The sequence below is a fragment of the Fibrobacter sp. UWB12 genome, from assembly GCF_900142485.1.
In the GTDB taxonomy this organism is placed as follows: Bacteria; Fibrobacterota; Fibrobacteria; order Fibrobacterales; family Fibrobacteraceae; genus Fibrobacter.
Window position 1 is genome coordinate 114273 of the sequence record NZ_FRAZ01000008.1, and the last position, 25741, is coordinate 140013.

The 25741-nt window shown below is 43.0% G+C and carries 24 protein-coding genes; 11 read left to right on the top strand and 13 right to left on the bottom strand.

Annotation, left to right across the window (positions count from 1 at the left end; translation table 11 throughout):
- Window positions 1–81 precede the first annotated feature (81 nt).
- Window positions 82–2217, top strand: a complete 2136-nt coding sequence (locus tag BUA34_RS12720; RefSeq protein ID WP_072830179.1) for a glycoside hydrolase family 9 protein — start codon at window positions 82–84, stop codon at window positions 2215–2217.
- Between the two features lie 135 nt (window positions 2218–2352).
- On the opposite strand, the gene BUA34_RS12725 is transcribed toward BUA34_RS12720, so the two are convergent.
- The 3 genes from BUA34_RS12725 to BUA34_RS12735 form a co-directional block, all read right to left on the bottom strand.
- A complete protein-coding gene (locus BUA34_RS12725) occupies window positions 2353–3840 on the bottom strand; it encodes a hypothetical protein (protein ID WP_072830181.1) in 1488 nt (495 codons plus the stop codon).
- A gap of 68 nt (window positions 3841–3908) precedes the next feature.
- Entirely contained in the window at window positions 3909–5015 is a 1107-nt protein-coding gene (locus tag BUA34_RS12730; RefSeq protein WP_072830183.1) for a serine/threonine protein kinase, read from the bottom strand.
- Between the two features lie 98 nt (window positions 5016–5113).
- On the bottom strand, window positions 5114–5953 hold the full coding sequence (locus BUA34_RS12735; protein ID WP_072830185.1) for an LOG family protein: 840 nt from the start codon (window positions 5951–5953) through the stop codon (window positions 5114–5116).
- 111 nt (window positions 5954–6064) lie between these two features.
- Between BUA34_RS12735 and BUA34_RS12740 the strand changes: the two genes are divergently transcribed.
- On the top strand, window positions 6065–6277 hold the full coding sequence (locus BUA34_RS12740; RefSeq protein ID WP_139255944.1) for a DUF6812 domain-containing protein: 213 nt from the start codon (window positions 6065–6067) through the stop codon (window positions 6275–6277).
- Window positions 6278–6284: 7 nt separating this feature from the next.
- Here BUA34_RS12740 and BUA34_RS12745 read toward each other — a convergent pair whose 3' ends face one another.
- Window positions 6285–8858 carry a TIGR03960 family B12-binding radical SAM protein gene (locus tag BUA34_RS12745; protein WP_072830189.1) on the bottom strand — a complete coding sequence of 858 codons (2574 nt, stop codon included), beginning with the start codon at window positions 8856–8858 and terminating at the stop codon, window positions 6285–6287.
- A 128-nt stretch (window positions 8859–8986) separates the two neighbouring features.
- Between BUA34_RS12745 and BUA34_RS12750 the strand changes: the two genes are divergently transcribed.
- Together BUA34_RS12750 and BUA34_RS16225 are read left to right on the top strand one after the other, a co-directional pair.
- Window positions 8987–10342 (top strand): GGDEF domain-containing protein, encoded by a 1356-nt coding sequence (locus tag BUA34_RS12750; RefSeq protein WP_072830191.1) that lies wholly within the window; start codon window positions 8987–8989, stop codon window positions 10340–10342.
- 476 nt (window positions 10343–10818) lie between these two features.
- Window positions 10819–11301 (top strand): type IV pilin protein, encoded by a 483-nt coding sequence (locus BUA34_RS16225; protein ID WP_072830193.1) that lies wholly within the window; start codon window positions 10819–10821, stop codon window positions 11299–11301.
- A gap of 98 nt (window positions 11302–11399) precedes the next feature.
- Here BUA34_RS16225 and BUA34_RS12760 read toward each other — a convergent pair whose 3' ends face one another.
- The gene (locus tag BUA34_RS12760; protein WP_072830195.1) at window positions 11400–12602 is read right to left on the bottom strand and encodes an ATP-binding protein; all 1203 of its coding nucleotides are present in this window, start codon (window positions 12600–12602) and stop codon (window positions 11400–11402) included.
- A 92-nt stretch (window positions 12603–12694) separates the two neighbouring features.
- Here BUA34_RS12760 and BUA34_RS16195 point away from each other — a divergent pair, with 92 nt between their 5' ends.
- The 4 genes from BUA34_RS16195 (at window position 12695) to BUA34_RS12780 (ending at window position 15765) form a co-directional block, all read left to right on the top strand.
- The gene (locus tag BUA34_RS16195) at window positions 12695–12820 is read left to right on the top strand and encodes a hypothetical protein (RefSeq protein WP_256375031.1); all 126 of its coding nucleotides are present in this window, start codon (window positions 12695–12697) and stop codon (window positions 12818–12820) included.
- Between the two features lie 327 nt (window positions 12821–13147).
- Window positions 13148–14860 carry a glycosyltransferase family protein gene (locus tag BUA34_RS12770; RefSeq protein ID WP_072830198.1) on the top strand — a complete coding sequence of 571 codons (1713 nt, stop codon included), beginning with the start codon at window positions 13148–13150 and terminating at the stop codon, window positions 14858–14860.
- A complete protein-coding gene (locus BUA34_RS12775; protein ID WP_072830200.1) occupies window positions 14838–15494 on the top strand; it encodes a hypothetical protein in 657 nt (218 codons plus the stop codon). The genes BUA34_RS12770 and BUA34_RS12775 overlap by 23 nt, the downstream gene beginning before the upstream one ends.
- A gap of 73 nt (window positions 15495–15567) precedes the next feature.
- The gene (locus BUA34_RS12780) at window positions 15568–15765 is read left to right on the top strand and encodes a hypothetical protein (RefSeq protein WP_072830202.1); all 198 of its coding nucleotides are present in this window, start codon (window positions 15568–15570) and stop codon (window positions 15763–15765) included.
- 179 nt (window positions 15766–15944) lie between these two features.
- Here the strand turns inward: BUA34_RS12780 and BUA34_RS12785 are convergent, their stop codons facing one another.
- The 6 genes from BUA34_RS12785 to BUA34_RS12810 all read right to left on the bottom strand — a co-directional run bounded on the left by BUA34_RS12785 (window position 15945) and on the right by BUA34_RS12810 (window position 20295).
- Entirely contained in the window at window positions 15945–16337 is a 393-nt protein-coding gene (locus BUA34_RS12785) for a hypothetical protein (protein ID WP_072830204.1), read from the bottom strand.
- 95 nt (window positions 16338–16432) lie between these two features.
- Window positions 16433–16666 (bottom strand): hypothetical protein, encoded by a 234-nt coding sequence (locus tag BUA34_RS12790; protein ID WP_072830206.1) that lies wholly within the window; start codon window positions 16664–16666, stop codon window positions 16433–16435.
- Window positions 16663–17139 (bottom strand): DUF3990 domain-containing protein, encoded by a 477-nt coding sequence (locus tag BUA34_RS12795; protein WP_072830208.1) that lies wholly within the window; start codon window positions 17137–17139, stop codon window positions 16663–16665. Before BUA34_RS12795 ends, BUA34_RS12790 begins: the two co-directional genes overlap by 4 nt.
- Window positions 17136–17348: a DUF3791 domain-containing protein gene (locus BUA34_RS12800; RefSeq protein ID WP_072830355.1), complete on the bottom strand. Its 213-nt coding sequence runs from the start codon at window positions 17346–17348 to the stop codon at window positions 17136–17138. Before BUA34_RS12800 ends, BUA34_RS12795 begins: the two co-directional genes overlap by 4 nt.
- An 83-nt stretch (window positions 17349–17431) precedes the next feature.
- Window positions 17432–18676 (bottom strand): alkaline phosphatase family protein, encoded by a 1245-nt coding sequence (locus BUA34_RS12805; protein WP_072830210.1) that lies wholly within the window; start codon window positions 18674–18676, stop codon window positions 17432–17434.
- Entirely contained in the window at window positions 18676–20295 is a 1620-nt protein-coding gene (locus tag BUA34_RS12810; protein ID WP_139255945.1) for a hypothetical protein, read from the bottom strand. Before BUA34_RS12810 ends, BUA34_RS12805 begins: the two co-directional genes overlap by 1 nt.
- Before the next feature lie 152 nt (window positions 20296–20447).
- Here BUA34_RS12810 and BUA34_RS12815 point away from each other — a divergent pair, with 152 nt between their 5' ends.
- The 3 genes from BUA34_RS12815 to BUA34_RS12825 are packed head-to-tail and all read left to right on the top strand — an operon-like array spanning window position 20448 to window position 23654.
- On the top strand, window positions 20448–21593 hold the full coding sequence (locus BUA34_RS12815) for a hypothetical protein (RefSeq protein ID WP_072830214.1): 1146 nt from the start codon (window positions 20448–20450) through the stop codon (window positions 21591–21593).
- Window positions 21544–22656: a glycosyltransferase family 2 protein gene (locus BUA34_RS12820; protein ID WP_083579789.1), complete on the top strand. Its 1113-nt coding sequence runs from the start codon at window positions 21544–21546 to the stop codon at window positions 22654–22656. Before BUA34_RS12815 ends, BUA34_RS12820 begins: the two co-directional genes overlap by 50 nt.
- 11 nt (window positions 22657–22667) lie before the next feature.
- Complete coding sequence (locus BUA34_RS12825) at window positions 22668–23654, top strand: glycosyltransferase family 2 protein (RefSeq protein ID WP_072830218.1); 987 nt, start codon at window positions 22668–22670, stop codon at window positions 23652–23654.
- A gap of 56 nt (window positions 23655–23710) precedes the next feature.
- Here the strand turns inward: BUA34_RS12825 and BUA34_RS12830 are convergent, their stop codons facing one another.
- Together BUA34_RS12830 and wecB are read right to left on the bottom strand one after the other, a co-directional pair.
- Complete coding sequence (locus BUA34_RS12830; RefSeq protein ID WP_083579791.1) at window positions 23711–24511, bottom strand: glycosyltransferase family 32 protein; 801 nt, start codon at window positions 24509–24511, stop codon at window positions 23711–23713.
- The gene (wecB, locus tag BUA34_RS12835; protein ID WP_072830220.1) at window positions 24511–25632 is read right to left on the bottom strand and encodes a non-hydrolyzing UDP-N-acetylglucosamine 2-epimerase; all 1122 of its coding nucleotides are present in this window, start codon (window positions 25630–25632) and stop codon (window positions 24511–24513) included. Before wecB ends, BUA34_RS12830 begins: the two co-directional genes overlap by 1 nt.
- Window positions 25633–25741 lie beyond the last annotated feature (109 nt).

Here is a 25741-nt window from a genome sequence, read left to right on the forward strand (position 1 = left end):
TGACAGTTTTGCTTTGTCGTTCCATCTCGTATGAGGTTTATTTTACTTTTTTCCATAGCACCGCGAATCTATATTTAGCGCATGCGTATATATAAGCTTTCTCCGATTTTCTCGGCCGCGGTTCTTTTGAGCGCGGGCGTAGCCTCTGCTGAAACCAAGTTCTTCTACAACCAGGTCGGTTATGACGTTGGTCAACCGATTTCCGTGATTGTCAAGAGCGATAACCTCGCGGATGGCGCTGAATTTAGCGTGATGTCGAATGGCGCAGCCGTCAAGACGGGCAAACTTTCGGCAGGTTCAAATCCGGACAACTGGCTGAACAATGGCAAGTTTTACGTGGCGGACTTGACTGCCCTTGGCCTCACGGCGGGCAAGTACACCTTGCAGGTTTCCGAGAATGGCCAACCGCAAAATTCCGGCGAGTTTACGATTGAGGAAAATGCACTTGCAAAAAATACGCTTGCGACGGTTCTTGACTACTTCTACAATGACCGCGCGAACAATCCGACTGTCGAAGGTTGGGATAAGAGTTTGCCTGTGTACAAGTCCGATAAAAAGCTCGATGTGCATGGCGGCTGGTACGATGCTAGTGGCGATGTCAGCAAATACTTGAGCCATCTTTCTTATGCAAATTATTTGAATCCGCAACAGATTCCTTTGACCGTTTGGTCGCTTGCTTTTGCTTCGGAGCGCATTCCGAAATTGCTTTCTTCGACTTCAACCAAGGCGAAAACGGCGGACGAAGCCGCTTACGGTGCGGACTTCTTGGTGCGCATGCTCGACGAACAGGGCTTTTTCTACATGACCGTATTCGATAACTGGGGCAGTCCGTATTCGAGTCGCGAACTTTGTGCGTTCTCGGGTTCCGATGGAAAAAAATCGACGGATTACCAGACGGCCTTCCGCGAAGGTGGTGGCATGGCAATCGCAGCTTTGGCTACTGCCGCAAGACTCGGCCTTAAGGGTGACTTTACGAGCGAACAGTACCTCGCTGCGGCTGAAAAAGCTTTTGCACATTTGTCTGAAAAACAGAGCATTGGCGGCAATTGCGCTTATTGCGATGATGGCAAGGAAAATATTATTGACGACTACACGGCGCTTTTGGCGGCCACAGAACTTTTTGCAGCAAATCCAAAGCGCGAGTATATTGAAGCTGCTCGTAAACGTGCAAATCACCTGGCGGCTCGCGTTAGTGACGATGGCTATTTCTGGAGCGACGATGCTAAAACGCGTCCGTTCTGGCATGCGAGCGATGCTGGGCTTCCGCTAATTGCGCTTCTTCGTTTTTCCGAAGTTGAAAGCTCTATCAAGGGTGGTGAATTTGATGCGTGGATGTGTCTCGATTGCATTGGTTGCGGTTGCGTAAATTCGAATTTAGATGGAGCTTTCGATGCCATAAAATCTCACTACGAATGGCTTGTTAAAATTACGAATAAGGTTGATAATCCGTTCGGTTATGCCCGCCAAACTTACAAGACTCAGGATAAAATAAAAGATGGTTTCTTTATCCCGCATGATAATGAAAGCGGCTACTGGTGGCAGGGCGAAGACGCTCGCATTGCAAGCCTTTCGACTGCAATTTTGTATGCAAAGCAGGTTTTAGACGATAAAAACTTATATAAGGATGCGTCGAAATATGCTACGGATCAGCTCGACTGGATTTTGGGCAAGAACCCGTATGCGACTTGCATGATGTATGGCAAGGGAACGAAGAACCCGCAAAAGTATGATGGTCAGTCTGAGTATGATGCAACGCTTGAAGGCGGTATTGCAAACGGCATTACCGGCAAGAATCAGGATGGTTCAGGCATTGCTTGGACGGATGATGGTGTTGCTGCAGTGGGCTTTGATTCCATGAAGGAATCTTGGCAGGTGTGGCGCTGGGATGAACAGTGGCTTCCGCATAGCACATGGTTCTTGATGGCGCTTGTGGAACGCTATGACGAGGTGACGAAATCCGTGAAATTTACTGTCGGGCTCCCGAAGAGTATCGCCGCTGCTAAGATTGGCGTGTCGCTTGTGGGTAACACGTTGTCGCTGAGTTTGCCACGTTCTGTTGTCGGTGAACAAGTGAAGGTGATTGATTTGCGTGGACAAGTGCAAATGAAAAAGGTGGCGCAAAACGTGAACGAGACGATGGATGTAAGTGCGCTCAATCGCGGCGTTTACCTCGTGCAAGTCGGTACGCTACCTGCTAAGAAAATAATGCTGAAATAAAGTGTAAGGAGATTCCCGCTCGGAGGCGGGAATGACAATTGCAGATTGACATGTTTTGCGTGTGTTGTCATGCCCTGCTTGGCAGGGCATCGCCTTTTTTGTCTACTTCCTACTGTCTACTGCGACGAAGTCGCTCTAATTCGTGACTTTGAATTTCTTGGGGCCGGCGTAGGCTTGCTTTACAAGGATGTCTCGGCCTTCTTCCATGAGTTTCTTCGCTTGTTCGGCAAGCTTGTCATCATCTTTTTCCTTGATGACTTTTTCCAAGTGTTCCATTGCCGCATTTACATCAGCTTTTGTCTGGATGCGGAGCTCTGCGATGTCGAAGTGTGCACGGCGTAAAAGGTTTTCATCTTTTTCCTTGGTAATTCCTTTCTCGAGTAGTGCAATTGCTGCTTCGGGGATGTTCTTTTGCTTTGCCGTTGCACCCCATTCAATCCATTGCGTACTCGGGAATTCTGCATAGCAGCCTGCAATTTTGTTTGCTGCATCCTTTACATCTTGGAACTTGATGGGTTCTTCTTTTAACAGTGCCGTGAATCCGTATTGCAACAAACGAACTGCGTTTTCGTTTTCGCCATTGTTTGCGGCTTCCAATCCTTTGCTGATCATGTTTCGTGTGCGTTCACCGGGGGCTACAGAATCTTCTGCTTTTTGTGCAACTGCGGTTGCTTGTTGTGTGCTTTCTTCTACGCGATGAGGCATAAAGTAACCTGCAACTCCGCCCAAGGCAAAGAAGAACGGCGATTCTACAGCTACGGCGTTGAATATGCCGGGGTTCAAGAACCAGTCGATTGCCATACTTGCTACAAGTGCGAATTCCGAAATTTTGCAGATGTAAGAGGGAATGCTTCCTTTTTCTTTGTCAAACGTGTTGGCACCGAGCAAAAAGCAGAGCATCAGGCTCACGCCCATATAACGTTCTGTAGCAAATTGTGCAAAGAACGACGTGTTTACGAGCAAATCGACAAAGAACCCGCTTATAATTGCAATCACGATTGCGTATGCATAAACGAATAACGCGTTCCAGCGCTTTTCGAGCTGCATCAACGTGAACATGAAAATGACAACGAAGAAAATAAAGGACCATATACTCGGGATTAGTAAACTGCAAGTGAGTAAACTTTCTGTGTTGCCACGACTCGGAATGTAAGCCCAACGATAACGGATAAATTTATCGGTGTACTTGTTAATCCACTTTTTGAGTTCCGCCTCGTATTGCTTGTCGGTGGGGAATGAGCCGTGCTCCGCGGCATATTGCTCCTTTCCGCCTTGGTTTTCCCACCATTCGAGGAATTCGCCCTTCATTTCTTCGATGCGGTCCTCGATAATCGGGGTCGGGTTTTCGACTTTATAGCGTTCCTTGTAAAGCTCGAACTCTTGAGCCTTGATTTTTTCGTCGGGCGTGAGGCCCACGTTCTTGAATTCCTGGGCGCGTTCCTCTTGCCACCACTTGTCGAAAGATTCTTGGATGTCTTTTTCTTGACGCAACTGCTGGATCTTGGGGTCGAGCGTTGTCTCGAAGTTGAAAACACCAATGGCAATAATCGCCACGAATGTCAGATAGTGGTGGATTTTGAAAAAACGGAACGGTTTTAGAATTAGGCTCAATATTTTCTTCATACTAACGAATATAAACAAATCGTTAGTCGATAGTTAAGCAAGGGGCTTAAATGGGGGCAAAAGATGTGTTAAAATGTACGTTTACCGTATTCGTTCAGCTGATTCCACAAGAAATCGGTGTTCACGTCGCGGTAGCCGAGGGTGTTCACCTCTTCGCGGAGCTTGTGGGCGAGGGCGAACAAGTTGGGGCTCTTTTTCATGCGTTCGCTGGCATCGAAAGTGGTGAGCGCGTCAATCCAATCATGGATTTCCGGGAAACGGGGGTCGTTGAATACGTTTTCGCGGCCGTTCTCGATATATTCCATGTAGCGCTTGGTGATCAGGCGGCCTTCTTCGGTGTAAATGTCCTTGGCCTTGGGATAGAGTTTTACCCCGGTTAGGTATTCGTGCATGACGGCACCAAAGCTAAAGTAGTCGACCGCGTAGGAAATGTTTTCGCTAGATTGTGCAAGTTCCGGGGCGCTGTAGCTTGGCGAGAAAAGTCCACCGCCTTCGGTGACTGTTTCACGCATTTTAGCTTGGGCGTAGCCGAAGTCGCAAAGTAAAATCTTGTGGTTGTTCTTGTGCGCGGGGTTTTGGCAAAGGAGCAAGTTCTTGGGCTTGATGTCCTTATGCACAATTTGATAGTAATGGAGCTGGCTGATAGTATTGGCGAGGTAGGCTATTTGAGCTACTCGCTTTACGACTTCTTCTTCGGTGAGCTTGGGCTTGATGACCCTGTCGAGGGAACATCCCTTGATAAATTCCAGCTTGAGGTATGGGTGGCGGCCTGCGATGCCTCCGCCAAAAGTCTGCACTACGCCTTCGATATTTGTAGCGCGGATAAGGTTGTTGATGCGGATTTCGTCCTGAAATGCGCTCAAGAGCATGTTCAGGCGGTGCAGGCGGTTCTTACCGGGAGATGCCCAGTATTTGCAAATCTTTACGACGATTTCTTTTTCGTCATAGCGCTTTTCGTCGCGCGGGTGCTGGATCCAAAGTTTGGCGCGGTATAGCTGGTTCGTGCCTTCGAGCGAAAGAGGTTCGATGAGCTCGATTCGCTCGGCGTTGCCGTTGTGCTTAAAGTCCGGGTTATGGTCAAACCACCGCTGGTATTCTGCCATGGTGTAGTTTGGGCGTAACGCTAAATTGCGTGCCACCCTGTCCATCATTTCTGCCAAATTGTTCCAGAACATACAGAAAATTTAATAAAAAAGAAGATGCCCGCTCAGTGGCGGGCATGACAGAGAGCAAAGAGATGCCCGGTCGGAGCCGGGCATGACGAGGGTGTATTTTACTTTTTCTTGTTCTCGTCGGTGTGGCTTCGTGCGAATGTGACCTGCTCTTCGCTCTGTTCTTCGAGTCTGGAGGTGATGAAGTCGTAGGCTTCGTCGACCGTGTCGCAGAACTTGAAGAGCTTAAGGTCTTCGGGGTTGATCATGCCCGTTTCTGCAAAGAATTCCCAGTTGAGGGCTTTCTTCCAGAAGTTGGAATCGAAGATGACGACTGGCATTTGCTGTGCGTACTTATCGGTCTGGATAAGCGTGAGCATTTCGAAGGCTTCGTCGAGTGTGCCGAATCCGCCTGGGAAAATCACCAACGCACGGGCCATGCGCAAGAACCAGTATTTACGAATAAAGAAATAGCGGAACTGGAGGTTCAGTTCGTCATCAATATAAGGGTTGCAATGTTGTTCGAACGGTAACTTGATGTTCAAGCCAACCGAAGGCGTTCCCACGTCCGAGGCACCGCGGTTGCCTGCTTCCATGATGCCCGGACCGCCGCCAGTCATGATGGCGTAGCCGTGGTGACGCTTGTTGATCCACTTGCCGAGCTTGGCGGCAAGTTCACGAGCCGCGTTGTAGGAATCTGCCACTTTGGAGAGTCGGTCTAAGCGGGCAAGTTCCTTTTTGTCTTTGCAACCTTTACGGCGTTTTTTGATCTCGTCGGGCGGGAGAGTACGTGCCGAACCAAAGAATACGATAGAATTCTTTATGTCTTCTTGATCAAAAATCTGTGCAGGTTGGAAAAATTCAGAAAGGAATCGAATGGGGCGTGCTGCATCGCTTTCCAAAAATTCGGCATTGTGGTATGCCATTTGACCCGGAATCGGGTGGACTTTTTTCGGTGCCATAATAAACCTCTTTTTCGTTATATAGAGAATAATATACGATAAAATGGCTTTAGAGGCGAAAAAATAAAGTTTTTATCATCTTACTTGGAGTAACATTTATATATTAGGAGTATGCTAGTAAAAATGTGGACAGATAATTTTGTCATTACGGGCGAGATTGACACGCTGCGTGACGAACGTCTCACGGACTATATCCGTGAAAACAAGGATTTTATCGCAGTGACTCAAGTACGCGTTTGCGACAGGAATGAGAAGGACCTGTTCCGTACGCACTTCTTGAATGTCAGTACGAACCACATTGAAATAATTTTGCCGGCGGAATAAATGCCGGTTACCATTCAATGGCAATTTTCGCGACGAGGAATCGGCGTGCTATGTCGTCTGTTTTCGTCGGGTCAATATCGATACCGAGTAGTCCGGCGAGAATGACGAATGGGCTTGCGGTGGCGCCTTGGTTATTGCACATGACGCGCATGTAGATGGTGCCATCCTTAATTTCTAGCCCGCTAACCAATTCATTCAAATTCATCTGCTGACCGCGGTGGTTCGTCATGATAGGCAACTGCTTCTGTTCGAACTTTTGCATGAGGTCGGCAGGGATGTTTTCGGGCGTGTGGCGGTAAACGATTGCTTTCGGGAAATGCTTCGAGAGCTTTTCCTTGAGCGGTTCGATGTCCACGATTTCCATGCCGTGTGGGAACGGTGCGCTCAGCATTTCGATGGTCTTTTGTTTGCCTTCGGCGGAGATGTCGAGCGGCTGCAGCAATTCGACACTGATGATTTCGCAATAAGTTTCGAGCCCGAGCGGGAGTGCGCCCATGTTCACGATACGTGGCTTGGGGCTAAAGCCTTCGCTGAACTTGACGGGGATACCTGCACAGATAAACGTGCGCTCGAAGAACGAGATCATGTTGTGGTGCGGCAGGAATCGGCTGATGCCAGTCTTCTTGAAGGTAATCTTGTAGCCGTAGCTGACCTTTTGGCTCGGGCGACGGTCGGCAACGAGCTTCTTGATTTCTTCGGGGGTGCGGCTGGGCGCCTTGTGGCGCACAGGATCGTTCGCGAGAACGATTTCCTGGCCAAAGCCAGGAATGCCGCACTTTTGGCAGTCGCCCCACTTGCAGTTTGGCACTGGAGCAGACGTCGGGTCGAATGCTTTTTCCCATTCGCGGCGCAAGTACTGCTTGGACGTGCCTGCGTGGATAAAGTCCCACGGGAACACTTCATCCTTTTCGCGTTCGCGGTAGACCCAAGAGGTATCGTAGCCGCATTCTTCCCAAACCTGTAGCCACTTGTCAAAGTCAAATCGGTAACTATCGCTTTCGAAGATAATGCCCTTCTTGTAGGCGGCGTAAATGACAGGGCCGAGACTGCGGTCACCACGGCTGTAGACTGCCTCGAGGAAACTTGTTTCCCAAGCGGCCCAGTTGATTTTCACATTCGGGTGCTTGTAGAATTTTTCACGCACATAACGGATGTGACCGAGCGCCGTTTCTTTGTCCATAAACGGAGCCCATTGCAGGCCCGTGAACGATTTCGGGATGAGAATGCCGATTGAAACTGCGATTTGGATGCCGCGGTTGTACTTGCGACCAATCTTTACGAGATTGAAAATGAGCTCGCAGAATGCCTGCATGTCATCCAGGTTTTCGGTCGGGAACCCAATCATCGTGTAAAGCTTGATTTTGTTGAATCCGCTGGAGAACGCATGTTCGGCGGCATCATACATGTCCTGGTCGCTGATGGTCTTGTTGATCATCTTGCGGATGCGTTCGGAACCAGTTTCGGGGGCGAACGTGGCGCTGCGACCGCCCTTGAGCGCTGCAACCTTTTCAGCAAGACTTTGTCCAAAACTGTTGACGCGGATACTCGGAAGGCTCACGTCGACATTGTCGTAGAATGGGTCGTCGATGATGGAATCGGTGAGTGCTTCAACCGGCTTGTAGTCGGCGGTAGAAAGCGACAAAAGCCCAAGCTCGCGTTCACCAGTTGCCTGGATGCCCGCTTTGGCAATATCTAGAACGTCGTCCGGATTGAGTTCGCGGCATGGTCTGTACCAAATGCCGGCTTGGCAGAAACGGCAACCCTGCGCACAACCGCGCATCACTTCCACGCTAAAGCGGTTGTGGACAAGTTGCATATTTGCAATCAAGTTCTTGATGGGGTAGTCCTTCGGGTCGAGATACGGGATAAATTGACGGCGGACACCGTTCGTGTGCTCGTAAGAGCCTTTAGCGGGCTCTTTCGGAACGATAACTCCATATTCGTTTTTTACAACTTCGCGGAGGCTCGGTACATACACCCCATCTATTTTAGATAAATTCTCTAGAATCTCGGAACGCTTGAGACCAGCCTTGCGCCCTTCGCCCACACAACGTACAAATTCAACAATTAGCTTTTCACCATCGCCAATCATGAACGCGTCAAAGAAGTCGGCTACCGGTTCCGGGTTCCCCATGGCGGGGCCGCCCGAAACAACGATCGGGTCGCTCTCGGCACGGTCCTTTTGCCATGCCGGAATCCCCGCCAGTTCAAGTACGTACGGGACGTTCGTAAAATTCAGTTCGGTCTGGAGTGTAAGCCCTACGACCTCGTAATCCTTGACAGCCGTATAGCTTGCATGCGTGTAAAGCGGGATGTCGTACTTTTTCATCTCGGCGGCCATGTCGTCCCACGGAGCAAAGGCAACTTCGCAAAGCAGGTCCGGTTCGCGGTTGAGAACGTGGTACAATATGCGCAGCCCGTTGTTGCTCATGCCAATTTCGTAAGTGTCTGGGAACACGAACGCCATGCGAGCAAGCATTTTGCTATGGTCTTTGATGACGCTGTTTGCTTCGCCGCCCATGTAACGGGCGGGGCTTTCTACGGCGGGGAGTGCAAGAGCAAGTTTTTCAAGGATTGTCATGTAATTAAATATAGAATTAAGGAACCAAGACTTGTAATAATCTCTGGAATCGTGTTACTATATAAAATAGGGTGTTTTGCAGATTCCCTTATAGCCATACTACATAACATTTTAATATTATTTGTGTCATGAATATCGTTAAATATATCTTTTGGTTGGTCGCCTTTTTGATGGGCGTCATTGCTGCTTATGTAGTTCCCGAAGAAACGATGTCTTCTGGGGCGAAGTTTGTGTTTGTCGGAGCTTGGGGCGCTGTGCTCGGCTTTGTATTTTACACCGTCTGCCGTAGGCAGATAGAAGCAATCGAAAACGATTTTAACGAAGTGCTGAACAAGCCGCAGCCGAAGGACACGCAGTTTGTGTCGGTCCGCCTGCAAGAAGAAAAGAAAGATCCGCTCCCGCCGGGCGCCATCCCGGTCGCCGAGGCTCTCAAGCAGCCAGTGCCGGCCTCGATTAAAAAACTCGATACGGCAGCCCTCAAGGTTGGATTCCCGCTTGAATCCTGGAACGCTTTCAAAACGAGTGTCTTGCGCAACCGTCCGTTTACCGAAGTTATCGATGCCATGCAAAAACTTATGCCGGAACTTTTTCCGAATGCATCCGGCGTGCTTTATATGTACGGCGGTGTACAGACCGAACTCTCTCAGATTTTCCGCTTTGGCCCGAACGTCATTAGCGACGAAACGGTGACCCCTGCTGAATGTGCTAGCTTTAACGCCGGCGACATTGTTTTGACCGATTACAACTCTCCTGAAGTTCCTAGCGGCTGCACCCACTTGCACCACCGCCCGAAGGGCATTGCCGTGTGCTGCCCGATTGAAGGTCTCGAAGAACACTTTGGCATTTTGACGCTCCAGGTCGATAAACTCCCCGAAAACGAAACCAAGGAATACTGGCAGGCCAAGGTGAGCATCGTTGCTGCCGCGTTTGGTCTCTATGTGGCCAATCAGGACCTGAGCATGCGCTTTGAACAGCACAGCATCCGCGACTTGCTGACCGGTCTTTTTAACAAACGTTATATGGAAGAATCGCTCAACCGCGAAATCACTGCTGCCGTGCGTCACAAGTCGCCCATTGGTATTGCCATGCTTTACCCGGATGCCATCCCTGCCGTGCAGAACAAACAGGGCCGCCACGCCGTGGAACAGCTCTTCTGGGAACTCGGACAGCGCTTGCCGAGCTACATTCGCGGCGAAGATATTCCGTGCCGCTATTCCGATGACGTGTTCTGCGTGATTATGCCGGGTGCCGACCTCAATATTACAAGGAACCGCGCCGAACGCATCCGCAACGAAATCTCGCAGCTCCAGATTGCCTACGGCGAGGGCATTCTTGCCACAACGCTTAGCATGGGCGTAGCCGTGATGCCGACCCACGCAAACGACGCCGGATCGCTTATCTACACCGCCGAAGCCTCGCTCCACATGGCCATGCAGGCTGGCGGAAACCGCGTAGTGATAGCCGACTCCCTGATGAAGAAGTAAGGCTTTTAAAAAGAACCTTTGATAAAGGACTTCCTGTAAAGGAAGTCCTTTTTATATATAGTACTGAGTTCTCGCGATGTTCGCCGCTTTGGATTGTAGCCTTTCTTGCTGGCGGAGAACTAGTTTTTTCGAGGGAATCTTGCCAAAAGTAAAGGTTTGTTAACGAAAAATGCCGAAATGGACGTGACAAAAGTCACAAAATCATCATTTATATTCCAATTTGGAATATAAAAAACAGATGAAAATCCCTTTTTCGTAAAAAATTATCTATATATACTTCATCGGAAAGTTTGGTTAATATTTGCGAATTTTTGCGAAAAACGGCACTTTTGCTGACAAATAAACTAAGTCATGACACAAATGTGACAAAAGTTTGACAAAAGTATTGCTTTTCGAAAAAAAAGTGGATATATTACTGAATGTAAACGAGCAATAACGCTCAAAAAGAATGTGTAACAATAACAAGGAGATACACTATGAAGAAGCAAGGTTTTACCCTTATTGAATTGATGGTCGTGATCGTTATCATGGGCATCCTCGCAGCAGTCGCAGTTCCGAAACTCTTCGGTATGATTGCTAAGTCCAAGGCATCTGAAGTCGGTCCGGCAGCTGGAACCTACGTGAAGTTGCAGCAGGCATACTTCTCTGAAGCAAATCAGGCTGGTGGCTGGCAGTTGATCGGTTACATGGCTCCGGGTACCAATAGTCAAACGACTAACTTCAAGTATAACCCAGGCGAAATTGGTCCTAAAGAAAGTAACGCCCTTGCTTCTGGTACACCTAAGGGCTGGACTGCCGAGAATACCGCTAACTTGAACGAATGTCAGGCTGGTGTAAACTGGACTGTGTCTCTCAAGAAGGAGACTGGAACATCTCAGGATGACATTACCTTCATCGCTTCTGCAGGTGGTGCTGGCTGCGTCGCTCTTACTCCGACCTTCGATAAGATTGGTAAGTAAAAGCTCGCTGACATAAATATTCAAAAAGAGTCCTCCTTGGGAGGACTCTTTTTTCATTTATATGATAAAATACGAGCCGAAAGAGACTCTTTTAAAGACTATTGAATCGAACGATTGGACAACCATTCCGCCAAATCTACGATACGAATACCTTCGTATTGATAAGGTTCATGTTTTGTCCTGGCTATAACCATTTTAGGATATGCGTCGTTGATTTTCAAAAGAGGCGATACCTCACGATCAAAAGTACTTTCTGTGCTAATATCATCCGAAACCTGTATGTAGATTTTTTCATCTTTTTTCAAGGCGACAAAGTCTATTTCTTTTTTATAAAGAAATCCTGCATAAATCTCATAACCACGTCGAAGAAGTTCTATGGCGACTATGTTTTCATACGCCCTGCCATAGTCCATATTTTTTGTTCCAAGCCGAGCGTACTTAAAAGAATGATCTCCCAGATAATACTTGTCTTGTGACGCAAGGTACTTTTTTCCACGAATGTCGTACTTGCGAACTTTATAGAATGCAAACGCGTTACACAGATAACCCACATACGAGCCGATCGTTTTGTCATTAACGGGAACTTTACTACTAGTCAAAGCATCTGAAATGCTTCTTAGGGATGTTATATTGGATATATTGTCAGAAAGAAAGTCGCATAGCCGTTCCAATAAAACCTTATTCCGAATATTGTATTTTTTTACGATATTTCTTAAGACAAGCGAATCAAATACGTCCTTGATGTACTTATATTTATCCGTTGAATTGTTGTACACATAGGAACCGGCCATGCCGCCGCCCTTCAAATATCGGTCAAGTGCACCCTGAATATCTGTTAATTCATAATACCGCATAAACTCAACGAAGGAGAAGGGGAACATTTCTATAGCAAAGGTTCGACCGGTGAATAACGTGGAAAGATCGCTGCTTAAAAGAAATGCATTTGATCCTGTTATGTATATGTCAAATTTTTCTGTTGCATGCAAGCCATTAATTGCTTTTTCAAAACCTTTGCACATCTGAACTTCGTCAATGAAAACGAAATTCGGAACATTTTGTTTGTATTTTTTTTGAACAAAATCATAAAGCGCATGGTATTCTGCTAAAGGCTCTGATTTAGGATCGTTGAAATTCACATGAATTACGTTTGCTTTACGGTTCTCTTTTTTTAAACGCTCCATAAACATGTCCATTAGTTTGGACTTGCCACTGCGGCGAATACCTGTAATAACCTTGATGTCTGGAGTACCGACGACAGACAACAAGCGATTTATGTATTCGATTCTTTGGATTAATTTCATTAGGAAGCCTATTTCGTTATTTCGCAATAATAAAAATAATAAAAAATGCGAAACAAATTTAGCGTGGCTGTATTTTTTTACTTCATCACTACGTGAAGTTGCAAGACGCTTATGCAGGCGAAAGTAATCAGCTTGGCTCTTGGTCCCTCATTGGTTACTCTAGTCCGGGAACCTCCGCAGGTAGCGATACTACTAAGACCAATATCTTGGACTGTTAAAATTTCCGCAGGTAAAACTGGTGTTGTAGCCTATAAAGCTGAAATTCCTACAAATGCGGAAAAACTTACAGCCAACTTCACTCAGTTGAGCCACTAATTAAATTAAGCTTTAAAGAGTCGATGCAAATCTTTTAAAAGGACCTCCATTTGGAGGCCCTTTTTTGTATATCTGATTATTTCAATCTTCTAAATTTCACTCTTGACAATGCTTATAGGATTTGCTCATTTATGATTTAGTAAATCTAAAATGAGTAAAATATGTTTTGTGGTATGACATTTGAATAAATGGCTCGGTAATTTTGGAAAAGGCAAAAGAGGAAGTTGTCAATGAGAAATGTTTTTATATTTCATATTGTGAAGAAAAAAATAGATTTTCCCATTGCTATAGCAATTAACGTCCTGTTTTTTGTTTTATTTGCCTTTTTAGGCGTTTCACGTTATGGAGCTCTTGACGATTACTTTATGTCAACCGTGCTGACGGGGGCGTATGGTTCAGAATTTGACCCCCATTTGGTTTTTGTAAATGGGGCACTGGCCTATTGCTTGAAACCTCTTTATAATTTGTTCCCGAGTGTTGGCTGGTTCTATGTTTTTGAAATGTCGTCCATTTTTGGGGCTTTCACCCTATTTTCTTATAGCTTGATTCGACAATTGGGATTCCGTTTGGGTGTTCCCTTGGCAGTATTGTTGAGCTCTGTTGCTATTGAATTTTATGCATCTGTTTCTTTTACGATTTGCGCACCTTTACTTGCAGCGAGTGGAGCTATTCTATTTGTAAAAGGAAGTATTCGAAAAAAAACGTTGTGGTTAGCTGCAGGTGGTATTTTGCTAGTTCTGGGCGCGATGTTGCGCTTCCAGATGTTCTTGTTGGTTATTCCGTTTTTGGGAGCATTGCTTTTGTGGGCTCATTTCCCGTTCAAAATAGTACCGAAAAAAACGTTGATTGCTCTCGCTTTTTGCGGACTTGCTATTTATGGCATAAATACATTCGATGAAAATCTGTATAAAGATTCAGAATGCAAATATTATAAGGAATATCAATATAAACGAGCATTCTTTGGCGATGGCGCTCATTACGACAAAGAGGCTATATCTGATGAACTTGAAGAACGAGGGTTGAATTCGTTAGATTTCCAGTTGTTGTGTGCTTGGAATTTTTATGACACGCAGGTTTTTAGTGCTGATAGCTTAGATGCTATTATCAAAATTGCAAACAGAAACACCTATATCGAAAATAAAAAACGGTTGCCCGCAGCCGTCGCTATGGGAATTTCCAATGCTTTTACGCGGAATATGGCGTGGTGTTGGTGTTTTGTGTGCGTGCTCATTCTTTTATTTACAGAGAAAAAGTCTAGGTTGTACCCTTGGGTGTCGCTTGCGTTAGTGGTGGCTTCGTACATATATTTATTGCAATTGAATCGCCTTGTATCGCATGTTGAAATGGGAATTTGGCTTTATGCGGCCGTTATGGGAATCCCTCTTTTGCAAAGGGACAATGCTATTGTTGGTGTGCCTGGTAAAATTTCCAATCGTTTGCCGATAATAGTGTCGTTATTTGCGTTGGTGTTTTTGACGGGTACGATTCTTTCTTTGCCTAAAGAAAATCGGAATCGTGCTGTTTTTGCCGTGCCCGAAATGTCAAACGATTGGCGTGAATTTTTGGAGTATGCTAATGAAAATGTGAATAACGCTTATTTGCTTTCTTTTTATCAATATAAGGATCTTGGTTTTGTCAAAGACCCTCCGTATAGAGCCGCAATGCCTGGTAGTTGGCAAAATATAATCCCGATAGGATATTGGAATATCCATTTGCCAGGGATGAAACGTGAACTGGAAAAACGGGGTGTGGAAAATCCGTTACGCGATATTGTCAATAGCAATGTTTATACAATCGAAACAGGGAATAGTCCTAGTTATCAGTTGTTCTACAAAATCCATTATCATAAGAACTTGAAAGTGGATACGGTGCAAACGTTTGGTAATTTGATGGTGTTGAAATATCGCGAAGAGGTGAATAATGACAAAATCACAGAAGATTAATTTGGCGATATTTCTAGCGTTCATTGTATTTACCATTCCGCTTTCTTATGTTTTGGGTTCCGATTTTATGGGAAAGCAGGAAAAACCTTGGCACATGCAAGGTGCTGTTCACGAAGATTCACTATCGCAAGAATATCTCAGCAAATACAAAATTTTAGATAAAGTACCTGTAACGTTGCAGATAGAACGCCACAAAGAAAAACGTGTTTTGATTTTGATCGATGCTTGGGGCGTTCCGTTTGACGAACAAAAGCTAGCAAAAGAATTTGCAATATTTAAGGATGTTCCGCATGAATACGCTATTCATAAAAGGCTGAAAAATGTGACAAAACACGCAGAACTTGTAGAATTCCGCTCTGATTCCGCAGAATCGATTTTTGTTACTGATAAACTTATTAACTTGGATTCACTGTTGGAAAATTCGGACTATAAAACGATTGCTTTGACAATACATGATTCAAAAGAAGGTTCGGAAGAGAACTTGCGCAATGTTTTAAATGATATTGCCGAATTAATGAAAAAATTCCCTAATGTACAACTTATAGTGCAAGGGGCACATCGGTCAATTCTTGGAACTCCCGAAACACGCCGACAATATTACGCCCATTGGGTTCCGGTGGTAATATTAAATTGACTGTACTATAAATAATTATCGCAAAAATGTATATTATTGAGGACCGGATGAACTCTTAATCAAGCAGGCAAATATGAAAGATTTTCTCCATGCGTATAGTGACGCTATTGATGAAAGCTATGAAAAGGGACGCGATAATGAGCGTGCTGCAACAGCGATTGATATGCTTGCTGACAATGAACCTATTGAAAAAATCGTAAAATATTCGCATTTGTCCAAAGAAGAAGTGATTGAACTTCAGAAGACGATTGCGGCGAACACTGCTAAATAACAGGAATTAGCCGAATTTTTACACGCGAAGCCAATTCTTAAACGAGTTGGCTTCTTTTGCGTCTCCTCAATTCAATATCAAAAATGGTACTTAGCGCTTGTAATTAAAAAATATTACTTCATATACAAAAAAGGGCCTCCTATTGGAGGTCCTTTTAAAAGGTTCGCTATGCTAAGCTATTACTTACCAATCTTATCGAAGGTCGGAGTAAGAGCAACGCAACCAGTACCGCTATTTGCGCTTGCTGTTGCGGAAAAGACAACGTCAGCCTGGCCATTATTAGTTGCCGAACCAGCAGTCATGCCAATTTGCCAATGGTAAGTGCTACCATCACCAGTGCATTCATTGAGGTTTACCTTGTTAGCAGCCTGCCAACCAATCTTTGCGGAGGTTCCGAGTTCTGCACTACCACCAACCGCAATATCGGTACCTGGATGATAATTGAAATTTGTTGTCTGGCTATTGTTACCCGGAGCCATGTAACCGATCAACTGCCAGCCACCAGCCATGTTGGATTCAGAGAAGTATGCCTGCTGCAACTTCACGTAGGTTGTGGCAAAAAAGCGTACCACAAAAATCTAAAAAACAATTGTAAAACACCTAAACTTTGCAAGATTGTAAAGACGCTTTCACCGTTGCCGTTTTGGCGCAAAAATAGGTGGATATTTTAAATTTCAGTTTGAACTATTTTACCGTTCTTTAATTCGGAATCAAGCAAATCGTAATTGTAAGCGGAACTTTCCGAGCAAAGGCCTGTTGCCGGATTTTGGAGCAGCTCAAAAGTTTTTGAATTGTAGATGAGATTTAAAGCAGCTTGCAGTGAAAGCTTGCGTTCTTCCATTAGCCATTTGGCCATGTCGCCGACAATACCTTCAACGAGAAATTCTTGTTTAGGAGTCATACGCTCGGCCTCTTTTGCAAAAAGGATATCGCCTTGGGCGTTCTAAAAGCATATTGGTTATTCAGTTTACGAGATTTTAAACCATTCACTAATTCGTCTATTGTAATCACGTTAATTGCAAATGTTCTGAACAATGTAGCGATATCGTCGTTTGCCACAGGACCAATGATTAAGTCGAATTCATCTGCAGGATGCTTTTGTTTTCGACTTCTATTTGCCATCACAAACTCTGCCCATTCTCGATCTGGTTGTTCAAATTTTTTGATTTTTAATGATGATAGATCAGAATCGTCAAATTCAAAGGTGTTTACTATCGACTTGCCTCCAAATCTATCAGCTACTTTTTGCGACATTTCTCGAGCTTGCACTAATATTGTTGTTAAGTAAAAAGACTGCCCAAAATCCTTAAACGGTTTGCACATGGTTAAGTCTATTTTTTCAATATCGCAATTGGAACCGTGGTACAAGATCATTGAATCTGACCTCCGTTTCTTTGACAGATTGCTGTTAAATCTTCAATGGTGTCGTCAAAAGAAAGCAAATGCTCTGCTCCATAGTGCGCTTCTAAAAAATCCATACCTTTAAAAAGGCTCAGATAATTAAAAGCTTGCTTTACCGAAAGCGCTTTTGCTTTCGCGAATTCACTAATTGCAGCCACAGTCCATGTTATTTGCTTTTCCATATAGAGAAATATATAAAAAAGAACGAAATGGTCAAAGTATGCGACTTGAAAAGCGGATTTTCCTAACAGGTTGTCCCAAATACTCAATTCAATATCACAAATGGTACCCAACGTTTGTAAAAGCGTTCTTGGAATTTTATGGGTGAGAGAATTGGGTTGTGGTCGCCTTGAACAATGAATCTTGTTTTGGGGTGCTTACGCGCTAAATGAGCGATAGTCTGTAATGTTTGCTTCAATAGTTTCGTGTAGGTTGAATCTATTGCGCTTGCGTCGCTATTGTATATGCTTGAAAATCCTGGCAATGGGAATCTTGTATCGCAGGTGGTCCATGCAATAAAGTGCTTTTGTGTTGTGTCTGCTAGGATACTGTCTATTTTATTTGCTAAGGCGTTGTCGCTTTGATTGTTTCCGTAAAACGCTTCGTCAAAGCCAATGTTTGCTATGTATTTGTATCGCCTATGCATTAAACTGTCTTGGCCGAACAGGAACGTTGTTTTATAGCCGATGTCGGCGAATATCTTGGGTAAGAATATTGTGTCTTTGCGACCCAAGGAATTACGAGAAAATGACTGCATCAGGTCTTCGCGTTCGGCGGTACGGGTGCGGCTGTACATGCGATTATGTGCGCCGGCTTTTGTGGTGCTCTTTCCGAAAATATCCAATTGAGAATCGAAACGATTTATATCAAGAGGAATACCCCAACTTTCAACGAGGATAACGACGTTATTGCGAGAGGTGTCGATGAAATCTCTTGTAATTGTGACGGAGTCAGTAACGATATATTTGTTCTTGAATTCTTCACTGATGTTTGAACGAGAAACAGACTTTGCTGCAATTCGTTCGATGTAGTCAATGCTCGGTATTTCAGCAAGTGGCTGAGAAGGAAACTGGTTGCTTGCTGCTAGATGGATAAATAAAGCTGCAAATAAAATAAAGGATATTGTGTTGAATTTATAAGGCTTTATTTTCCAGACCATGGCAATGGAAAGCCCGCAGGTTGCAAAAGGAACTAGCCCATACCAACCGGTGCTCCAATTCTTGATAGCAAGCAGATTTTGCAAATCTATCCAAGCCACCGCAAACAATGCGAAAACGTTGATTGCGAGTGATAATATCAGAATGGATTGCTTCGCGTTTTTATAAAACGCTCGCAATGACGTAGTTTCGTTTGCTAATTTATTCTTGATGTAAATAATGAATAACAGTAGTGCAAAATATTCAAAGCCGAAAAGTCCTCGAATAATGTCTTGGCCTTTTTCGAAGGTGAGCAAAAAGGGAACAATTGTAATAAGAGCGCTTGCTATTAGTGGGTATAGGAGACGTTGCATTATTCGGCCTCCGTTGTTTGCTTTTGGATTGGGCTTACTAGGCGGTATTTATAGAATATCATTTCTCCAATGGCATTGATTGAGTCTATGGCTACGCTGTCGTAATAGTGGCGCTGTAAAAAGTCAACCAAATGAGGTTCGTTTAGAACAATGACGTTATCGTGTACAACATCGTTGATGGGATTGGTTATTCCGTAATCTTTTAGTGCTTCTGTGATTTCTGGCAGGTATGGAGTCCAATATCCAAAAGAAACCGTGTTACGATAGGAAGCAGTGGGTGAGGCAAGGTAAGGTGGGTTACGGTGGTGGCTGAAACGCATAAATGCGTTCATGCTCAGCAAAAACATTTTGTCTGGTTGCGAGTCGATGTATTCAAAGACTTTGTTATAGTCGGTAGTATCTTCAATAGCGAGTGTTTTCAGTTCTCCAGATGATGGGTTGCGGACTATTTCACCTGTAGTTGCGTATGTGTAGATGTTGAATAATGCAATGATCGTCAATGTTGCATAAATTATTTTTGATGGCAATATAAACTTGATTTGCCCAATTAGGGGAATGGCGAGTACCGCTGCATAAAGCCAAAATCCACTTTCGACGCGGTAAACCAAACGCCCGATATACATGAGATACGCCATTAACGAAAGAATTGCACCAAAAGAGCACCATAGATAAAAAAGTTTTTTCCGGTTGGTGCAGTATGCGATGATGCAGAATGTAAACCATGCCCAAAACATGGGGGAACGCAAAGAGTTCGATAGTGAGTTTAATAAACTGCGGGGGATTCTCCAAGATTCAATTTTATCTTTGTAAGGTGTGATTATGTCTGTATAGCGTTTGATGCTGTCAACGGAAAATACTTCTGTATCGTAAAAATTCCAGTCTGAGAGCATGTGATAATCGTTGCCGCTCAAACCGAGTTCTTCGGCATCTTCGTAAACGGCATTTTGGTTGTAACTTTTGTTGTCGGCTAAAGAAACGCGTGGCCCTTGGAATTTATTGAATGAATCGTATTCAGGAGACTTGTATATATTTTGATCGATAGAATGTAAGGCAAATGCTGATACGAATAGGATTACCAATCCGATAATTGTTTTACGCTTGTTTGCCCAACATTGCTTGAACATGAAAAGTAGGCAAATGCAGAAAAACGGCATGCCCATAAGGAATGCTTGCCAGCGCATTACGGAACCCCATAGCATTAGCAAAACGCCCAATGCAAAAGGAGTTGCTTTTAGAACGTCATTGCGAACCCCGTCAGGGGCGTGGCAATCCATTATTTTTTTTTCCGAAATAACTCCGTACGCGAACAGCAACATTCCTGCCGCGCTCAAAATAGAGGCGCACTGTGTAAATTGCACGACAAGATAAAAATCACTTGCGAAAAGTGCGGTAAATAGAGCTGCAAGTATCACGCCCCATCGTTCTCCACAACGTTGCAACAGTACATAACTAATGACGGTAAAAGAGAGGAATACTGAAAACATTTCGCCGATGTAATACCACCCGATTTTGGGGAACAGGTGGTATAGTGGTAACAGCGCATAGCCGTAAATGGCATTTACGAAAATCAAATGTGGGTTGTATTCTGTGCCCAGGGCGCCGGTGAGCCGGGCTGCCATAAAGTAATCATCGATGGCCCCAAATTTAAGGTCGCCAAAGATAAGGCAAAGTGCGAGAAAGAATAGATTAATAGCAACTGAAAAAATGAGAGCTCTTTTTATTGGCATGTGGAAAATATATATTATATAATTGAAGTATAGGTATTATTGTAATGTCAAATGTAATCTACACCTTGATAAACAGGGAAACGCCCCTTTGCGACTTCGTGATAGAAGGAGAGGGGGAACTTGAGCTTTGCAAGATTGTAAAGACGTATTCGCTGTTGCCTTTTTGGTGCGAAAATATCGATTCGTGGGTGGCTGAAAGAAGTGCTGCGAAACATCGTGCCCATGTGAACCGAATCTTGGAACTGTGTGGCGGAAAAACGAAGAGTGGTTTTATTGCGCTGACACATTGTCTTTCGCTGACCGACACGCTTTGGGTCAAGAGCGAACGAGAAAATGTTACGTGGAAAGATGTAAACTTGTACGAGAATAAATTTGATGAGGTTATCTCGAAACTCTCGTTCGATGGAAATGGTTTGTTTGGAATGCAGATGACGACCACTTCTCCGGAACTTACAACGGATGGTGCTTATGATAAATGCTGGTTGAATGAGCTGGATGGAATACATCTTATTAAAGCAGGAAGTTCAGGCGCAAGGAATGCGGGGCTAGAGCCTTATGGTGAGGTGCTCGCGAGCCAAGTCTTTGAAAAAATTTGCGATTCCGTGAAATATATTTTTAGAAGATTTGATGGTCGGGTTGTTTCGGATTGCAAACTTTTCACATGCCAGGAATTTGGTTACCGTCCAATAGCGTTGTTTTATAAGGAACGTTTGACGCTTCCACGACTGCTTGAAATTTATCGTGAGTTGGGTTGCGAAGATGCATTTAGGCGTATGGTTGTGGCGGATTGTATTACGCTCAATTCTGACCGGCATTTCGGAAATTTTGGATTCTTAGTGAATAACAAAACATTCGAGCGAACTGCAATTAATCCATGCTTTGATTTTAATATGGCCTTTGTGCCGTTGTCTGAAGAAGGTTTTGATTTTGGAAAGCATGTAGATGGATCGGATTGCGATTTTGACGAATACCTTTCAAAACGGGGGCCTGTAATTGGTAGCGACTACGTAGCTCCAGCTCGCGCGATCTTGACTCCTGAAATCAAGAAATGCGTAGAAGAAATCCGCGAAACATCGCTGACAGTCCCTTGCGATGAACGATTTACCGAAAAAAGGCTCTTGCAGATGAACATGATAAAGAATGTGCAATGCGAACGAATTCTTGGCTTTGATGCCAAGTGGAAATTTTAATTTTAAAATTATGCCTAATCCTTTGGTTTCTATTGTAGTTCCTGTTTACAATGCGGCGCAAACCCTTGAAAAGTGCGTTGGTAGTTTGACTACGCAGACTTTTGGCAAAATAGAGATTTTGCTTGTTAATAATGGATCTACTGATAATAGCTTAGATGTTTGCAAGAATATTGCTGCTAAAGATTCTCGTATAAAAGTTATAGACCACTATGAAAAAGGGGTGTCTACGGCTCGTAATCGAGGAATTGAAGTCTCTTCTGGCGATTATGTAATGTTTGTAGATGCCGATGACTGGATTGATACGAATGTCTGTGAAGTTTTTGCAAATTTGAATTCAAAGTACAATTATGACTTGTTCTGTTTTTCTGCTCAGTATAATAAAGGGAAGGAATCTGTAAAAACGTTCTTGTATGCGGAAAATGTAGATGTACTTAGTGCTCTTCAAAAAGAAGAGCTTCAAATTAAAGTGTTATCACCGCAGGCTCCAGTGTTGAAATATAAGGTGAATACGCGCTTTGCTGGCAGCGCATGTGGAAAATTTTATAAGCGGGAAATTTTAGAAAAAAATAATCTTTATTTCGCTGTGGAAACGATTATCAGCGAAGATTGCCTTTTTAACACGTTGGCTTTAGATAGCTTTCATAGAATAGGGTATACGAGAGATTGTTTCTATTATTATGAACAGCATGGCGATTCTGCTCAAAATAGTTATCGACCGAATAGCGATAAATATTTTGGTTTTGTTATAAAGCAAATGCAAAGGTGGCTGATAGAAACGCGTAAAGATCAAAGGTTTGTCGATGCTGCGAATTGTCTTTTTGTTCATTATTTATTTGGTATAATGAAAGAGGATATATTTCATAAAGCTAACAAGCTTTCCTTTATTACGCGAAAAAGTCATTTAAACGGAATTTTATCAAATAAAGTTTTTTATTACATTATCAATAGCGTGAATACGTCATATTTTTCTGTATCCGAGCAAATAGTTTTGTATCTGATGAAGAAAAAATGCTACTCTTTGTTGTCTCTTTTATTTTGGTTGTATTGTCGCAATGTTTTTTAAAAAGGTGTAATATGCATAATCCTCTTATTTCTGTTGTTGTTCCCGTATACAATGTCGAACAATATATAAGAGAATGCGTTGACAGCATTGTTTCTCAAACATATTGTCATTTGGAAATTGTTCTTATTGATGATGGGTCTCTGGATAATTGCCCTGTGATTTGTGATGAATATGCAAAAAAAGATAGTCGCATCAAAGTGATTCATCAAAAAAATGGGGGACTTGCGGAGGCGAGAAATGTTGGTATTGAAAATTCAAGTGGAGAATATATAACATTTATTGATAGCGATGACTATATTGCTTCAAATTACATTGAAATATTGTATAGGGGAATAATAGAAAACAATGCCGACGTATCAATAGCTTCGTTTCGATCGTTTGAAAAAAATAATACCGCTGTTATTGAAGATTCTTCTTGCCAGTTTGCAACAATATCGAAAAAAAGATGTTTTGAAAATTACACGTCTATTTTTACAAATCCTTTTGTCTCTGCTTGGAATAAATTATACAAAAGAAATTTATTTTTAAATATAAGGTTTCCAGAAGGGAAATTGTATGAAGATGCTTTTACGACGTATAAAATATTTGATGTCTCACAAAAAATTGTCTTCACTTCTTCTGTTCTCTATTTTTATCGATTAAACCCTGATAGTATTATGGGACAATCTTTTAGAAAGAAACATTTAGAAATGATAGACGCTTTTCGAAGCGGTTTCGATTATTTTGAAAAAAAAGATGAAAAAGACATATCAGAATTGTTTATTGCGCCATTGTTGATGCGTGAAATTTATTGCTGGTGGGGGGTAAAAAAACTTTTAAAAGATGATAAATTGGCGAAGAAAATATTAGGCGATTATAAAAAGGATTCTAAGAATTTAAAAAAAACAAATAATATAGGAATTCTTTGGTTCTTAATATTTAAAATAATAACATTTTGTCCATGGTTATATGTTTGGTACAGGAAATTAAGCCCCAGTTATATGGGGGATAGAAAATGAGTTTCAGCTGCAGAATACTTTGAATTTGCTTATTTGTAAGATGGCCATAATCAATTTTATTTCAATCGCCATCCTCCTCTTTTTTTTGAAAAATAAATAATTGTATTTTTTAATCCAGTTTTTTTTATTCGATATATTCCTATATAAATAATTATGATAAGTTTTGAAAAAAGGTTTTCTCCTAACTTTTTATAAATAGAAGAAATATCCTTGTTTAACTCTTTATCATAAGGTTCTACCCAACTTCCTGCAAAATGATGAATTGTATATGTGTTTTCTGTTAATGTGATTTTTCCGGTATTACAATTCTTTGGACAAAAATATTCGCTTGGGAAGAAAGTATAATTTGCCACAGTTTGGAATTTCCCATTGGATACAAATCCGTGCTTGAAACAATTATTTGTAATTCTTGTTACGTTTGTGGTAAAGTCAAGACTTCCATCAGTTTTTACAAAATGTTTTCCCTCATACTCGTCAAGCCATTCCTTAACAAGTGGGTGTGAATCGCGACTGGCCATCAGACCAGTCGGGATTTGAGTTGAAGATTCAAATCCCGACACTCCATCGTATTTTAAGAAGTCATCCAACGGCTTTAATACCTCAACATCAGTGTCCATATATATTCCACCTTCGGTATAAAGCGCGTAAAGACGCACTACATCTGTAACAAAAGCGAACTTTCTGTTTTCGTATGCTTCGCGAACATATGGATACATGTCAAGATCGAAATTCTGCTCGTTCCATTCTTTTATTTCATAATCAGGGCAATATTTTTTCCAAGATTCGATATATCGTTTAGCATCATCTGGAAGCGGTTTACCACCAAACCAGCAGTAATGTATTTTCTTTGGTATCATCAACTCAGTTCCCTTTTTAAAATATCCACAATTTGTTTACTTGTTGTTCCGTCTCCATAAGGATTCACCGCATTTGCCATTTTTTGATAAATGGCTGAATTTGTAAGTAAAAGTTCTACATTTTCAACTATAGCTTTGTAGTCTGTTCCGACCAGTTTTGCTGTTCCCGCATCAACACCCTCCTGACGTTCTGTAACATCACGCATGACAAGAACTGGTTTTCCAAGGGCGGGGGCTTCTTCTTGGATGCCTCCAGAATCGGTAAGTACAAAAAAACTTTTTTCCATGAGCCAGATAAGATACGGATAATCAAGAGGCTCTATCAAATACACATTAGTCTTGCTAGAAAGATATTTCTTGACTGGCGTGCGAACATTAGGATTGAAATGCATTGGATAAACAAATTGAACATCTGGATGGGCGTCAGCAATATGTGCTATTGCCTTACAGATATTTTCAAAACCGTCTCCAAAGCTTTCGCGTCTGTGACCTGTAACAAGAATGATTCTCTTTGAAAAATCAATAAAATTGAAAAAGGTATTATAGGTGCTTTCGTTTGAATTTTTGATTAAATTTAAGCCCAAATGAAGCGCATCAATAACTGTATTTCCGACCTTATAAACGTTTTTTGTAATTCCCTCTGTGTGTAGATTTTCTACTGCACGTTCGGTTGGGGCAAAGTGCCAGTCAGCAATATGCCCTGTAAGAATACGGTTTCCCTCTTCGGGAAATGGAGAATACTTATCACCGCTCCTTAAACCCGCCTCCAAATGTGCCACAGGAACTTTGTAGAAATATGAGGCTAGAGCCCCTGCAAGAACCGTCGATGTGTCGCCCTGAACAAAGACTAAATCAGGCTTTTCTTTTTCGAGACAATCTTGGAGTCCTAGCAAGCAGCCTGAAACTATATCAAAAAGCGTCTGATTCGGTTTCATTAAGTTCAGGTCATAATCACCGTTTATTTTAAAAAAAGCATTTATTTGATCAAGCATTTGACGATGCTGGCCTGTAAGACATACGATAACCTTAAATTCGTTCGGATTCTTTTGGAACTCTTTCACGAGAGGAGCCATTTTGATAGCTTCTGGTCGTGTTCCGTAAATGAATAATATTTTTTTCATTTCATGATCTCTTTACTTCTTGATTTTCAAAATATTAAGCGAACCTTTCGCGGCTTCTGTTTTTCTGATAAATGTAGAACTTATCAAAAAAATATCGTTCATGATGGTA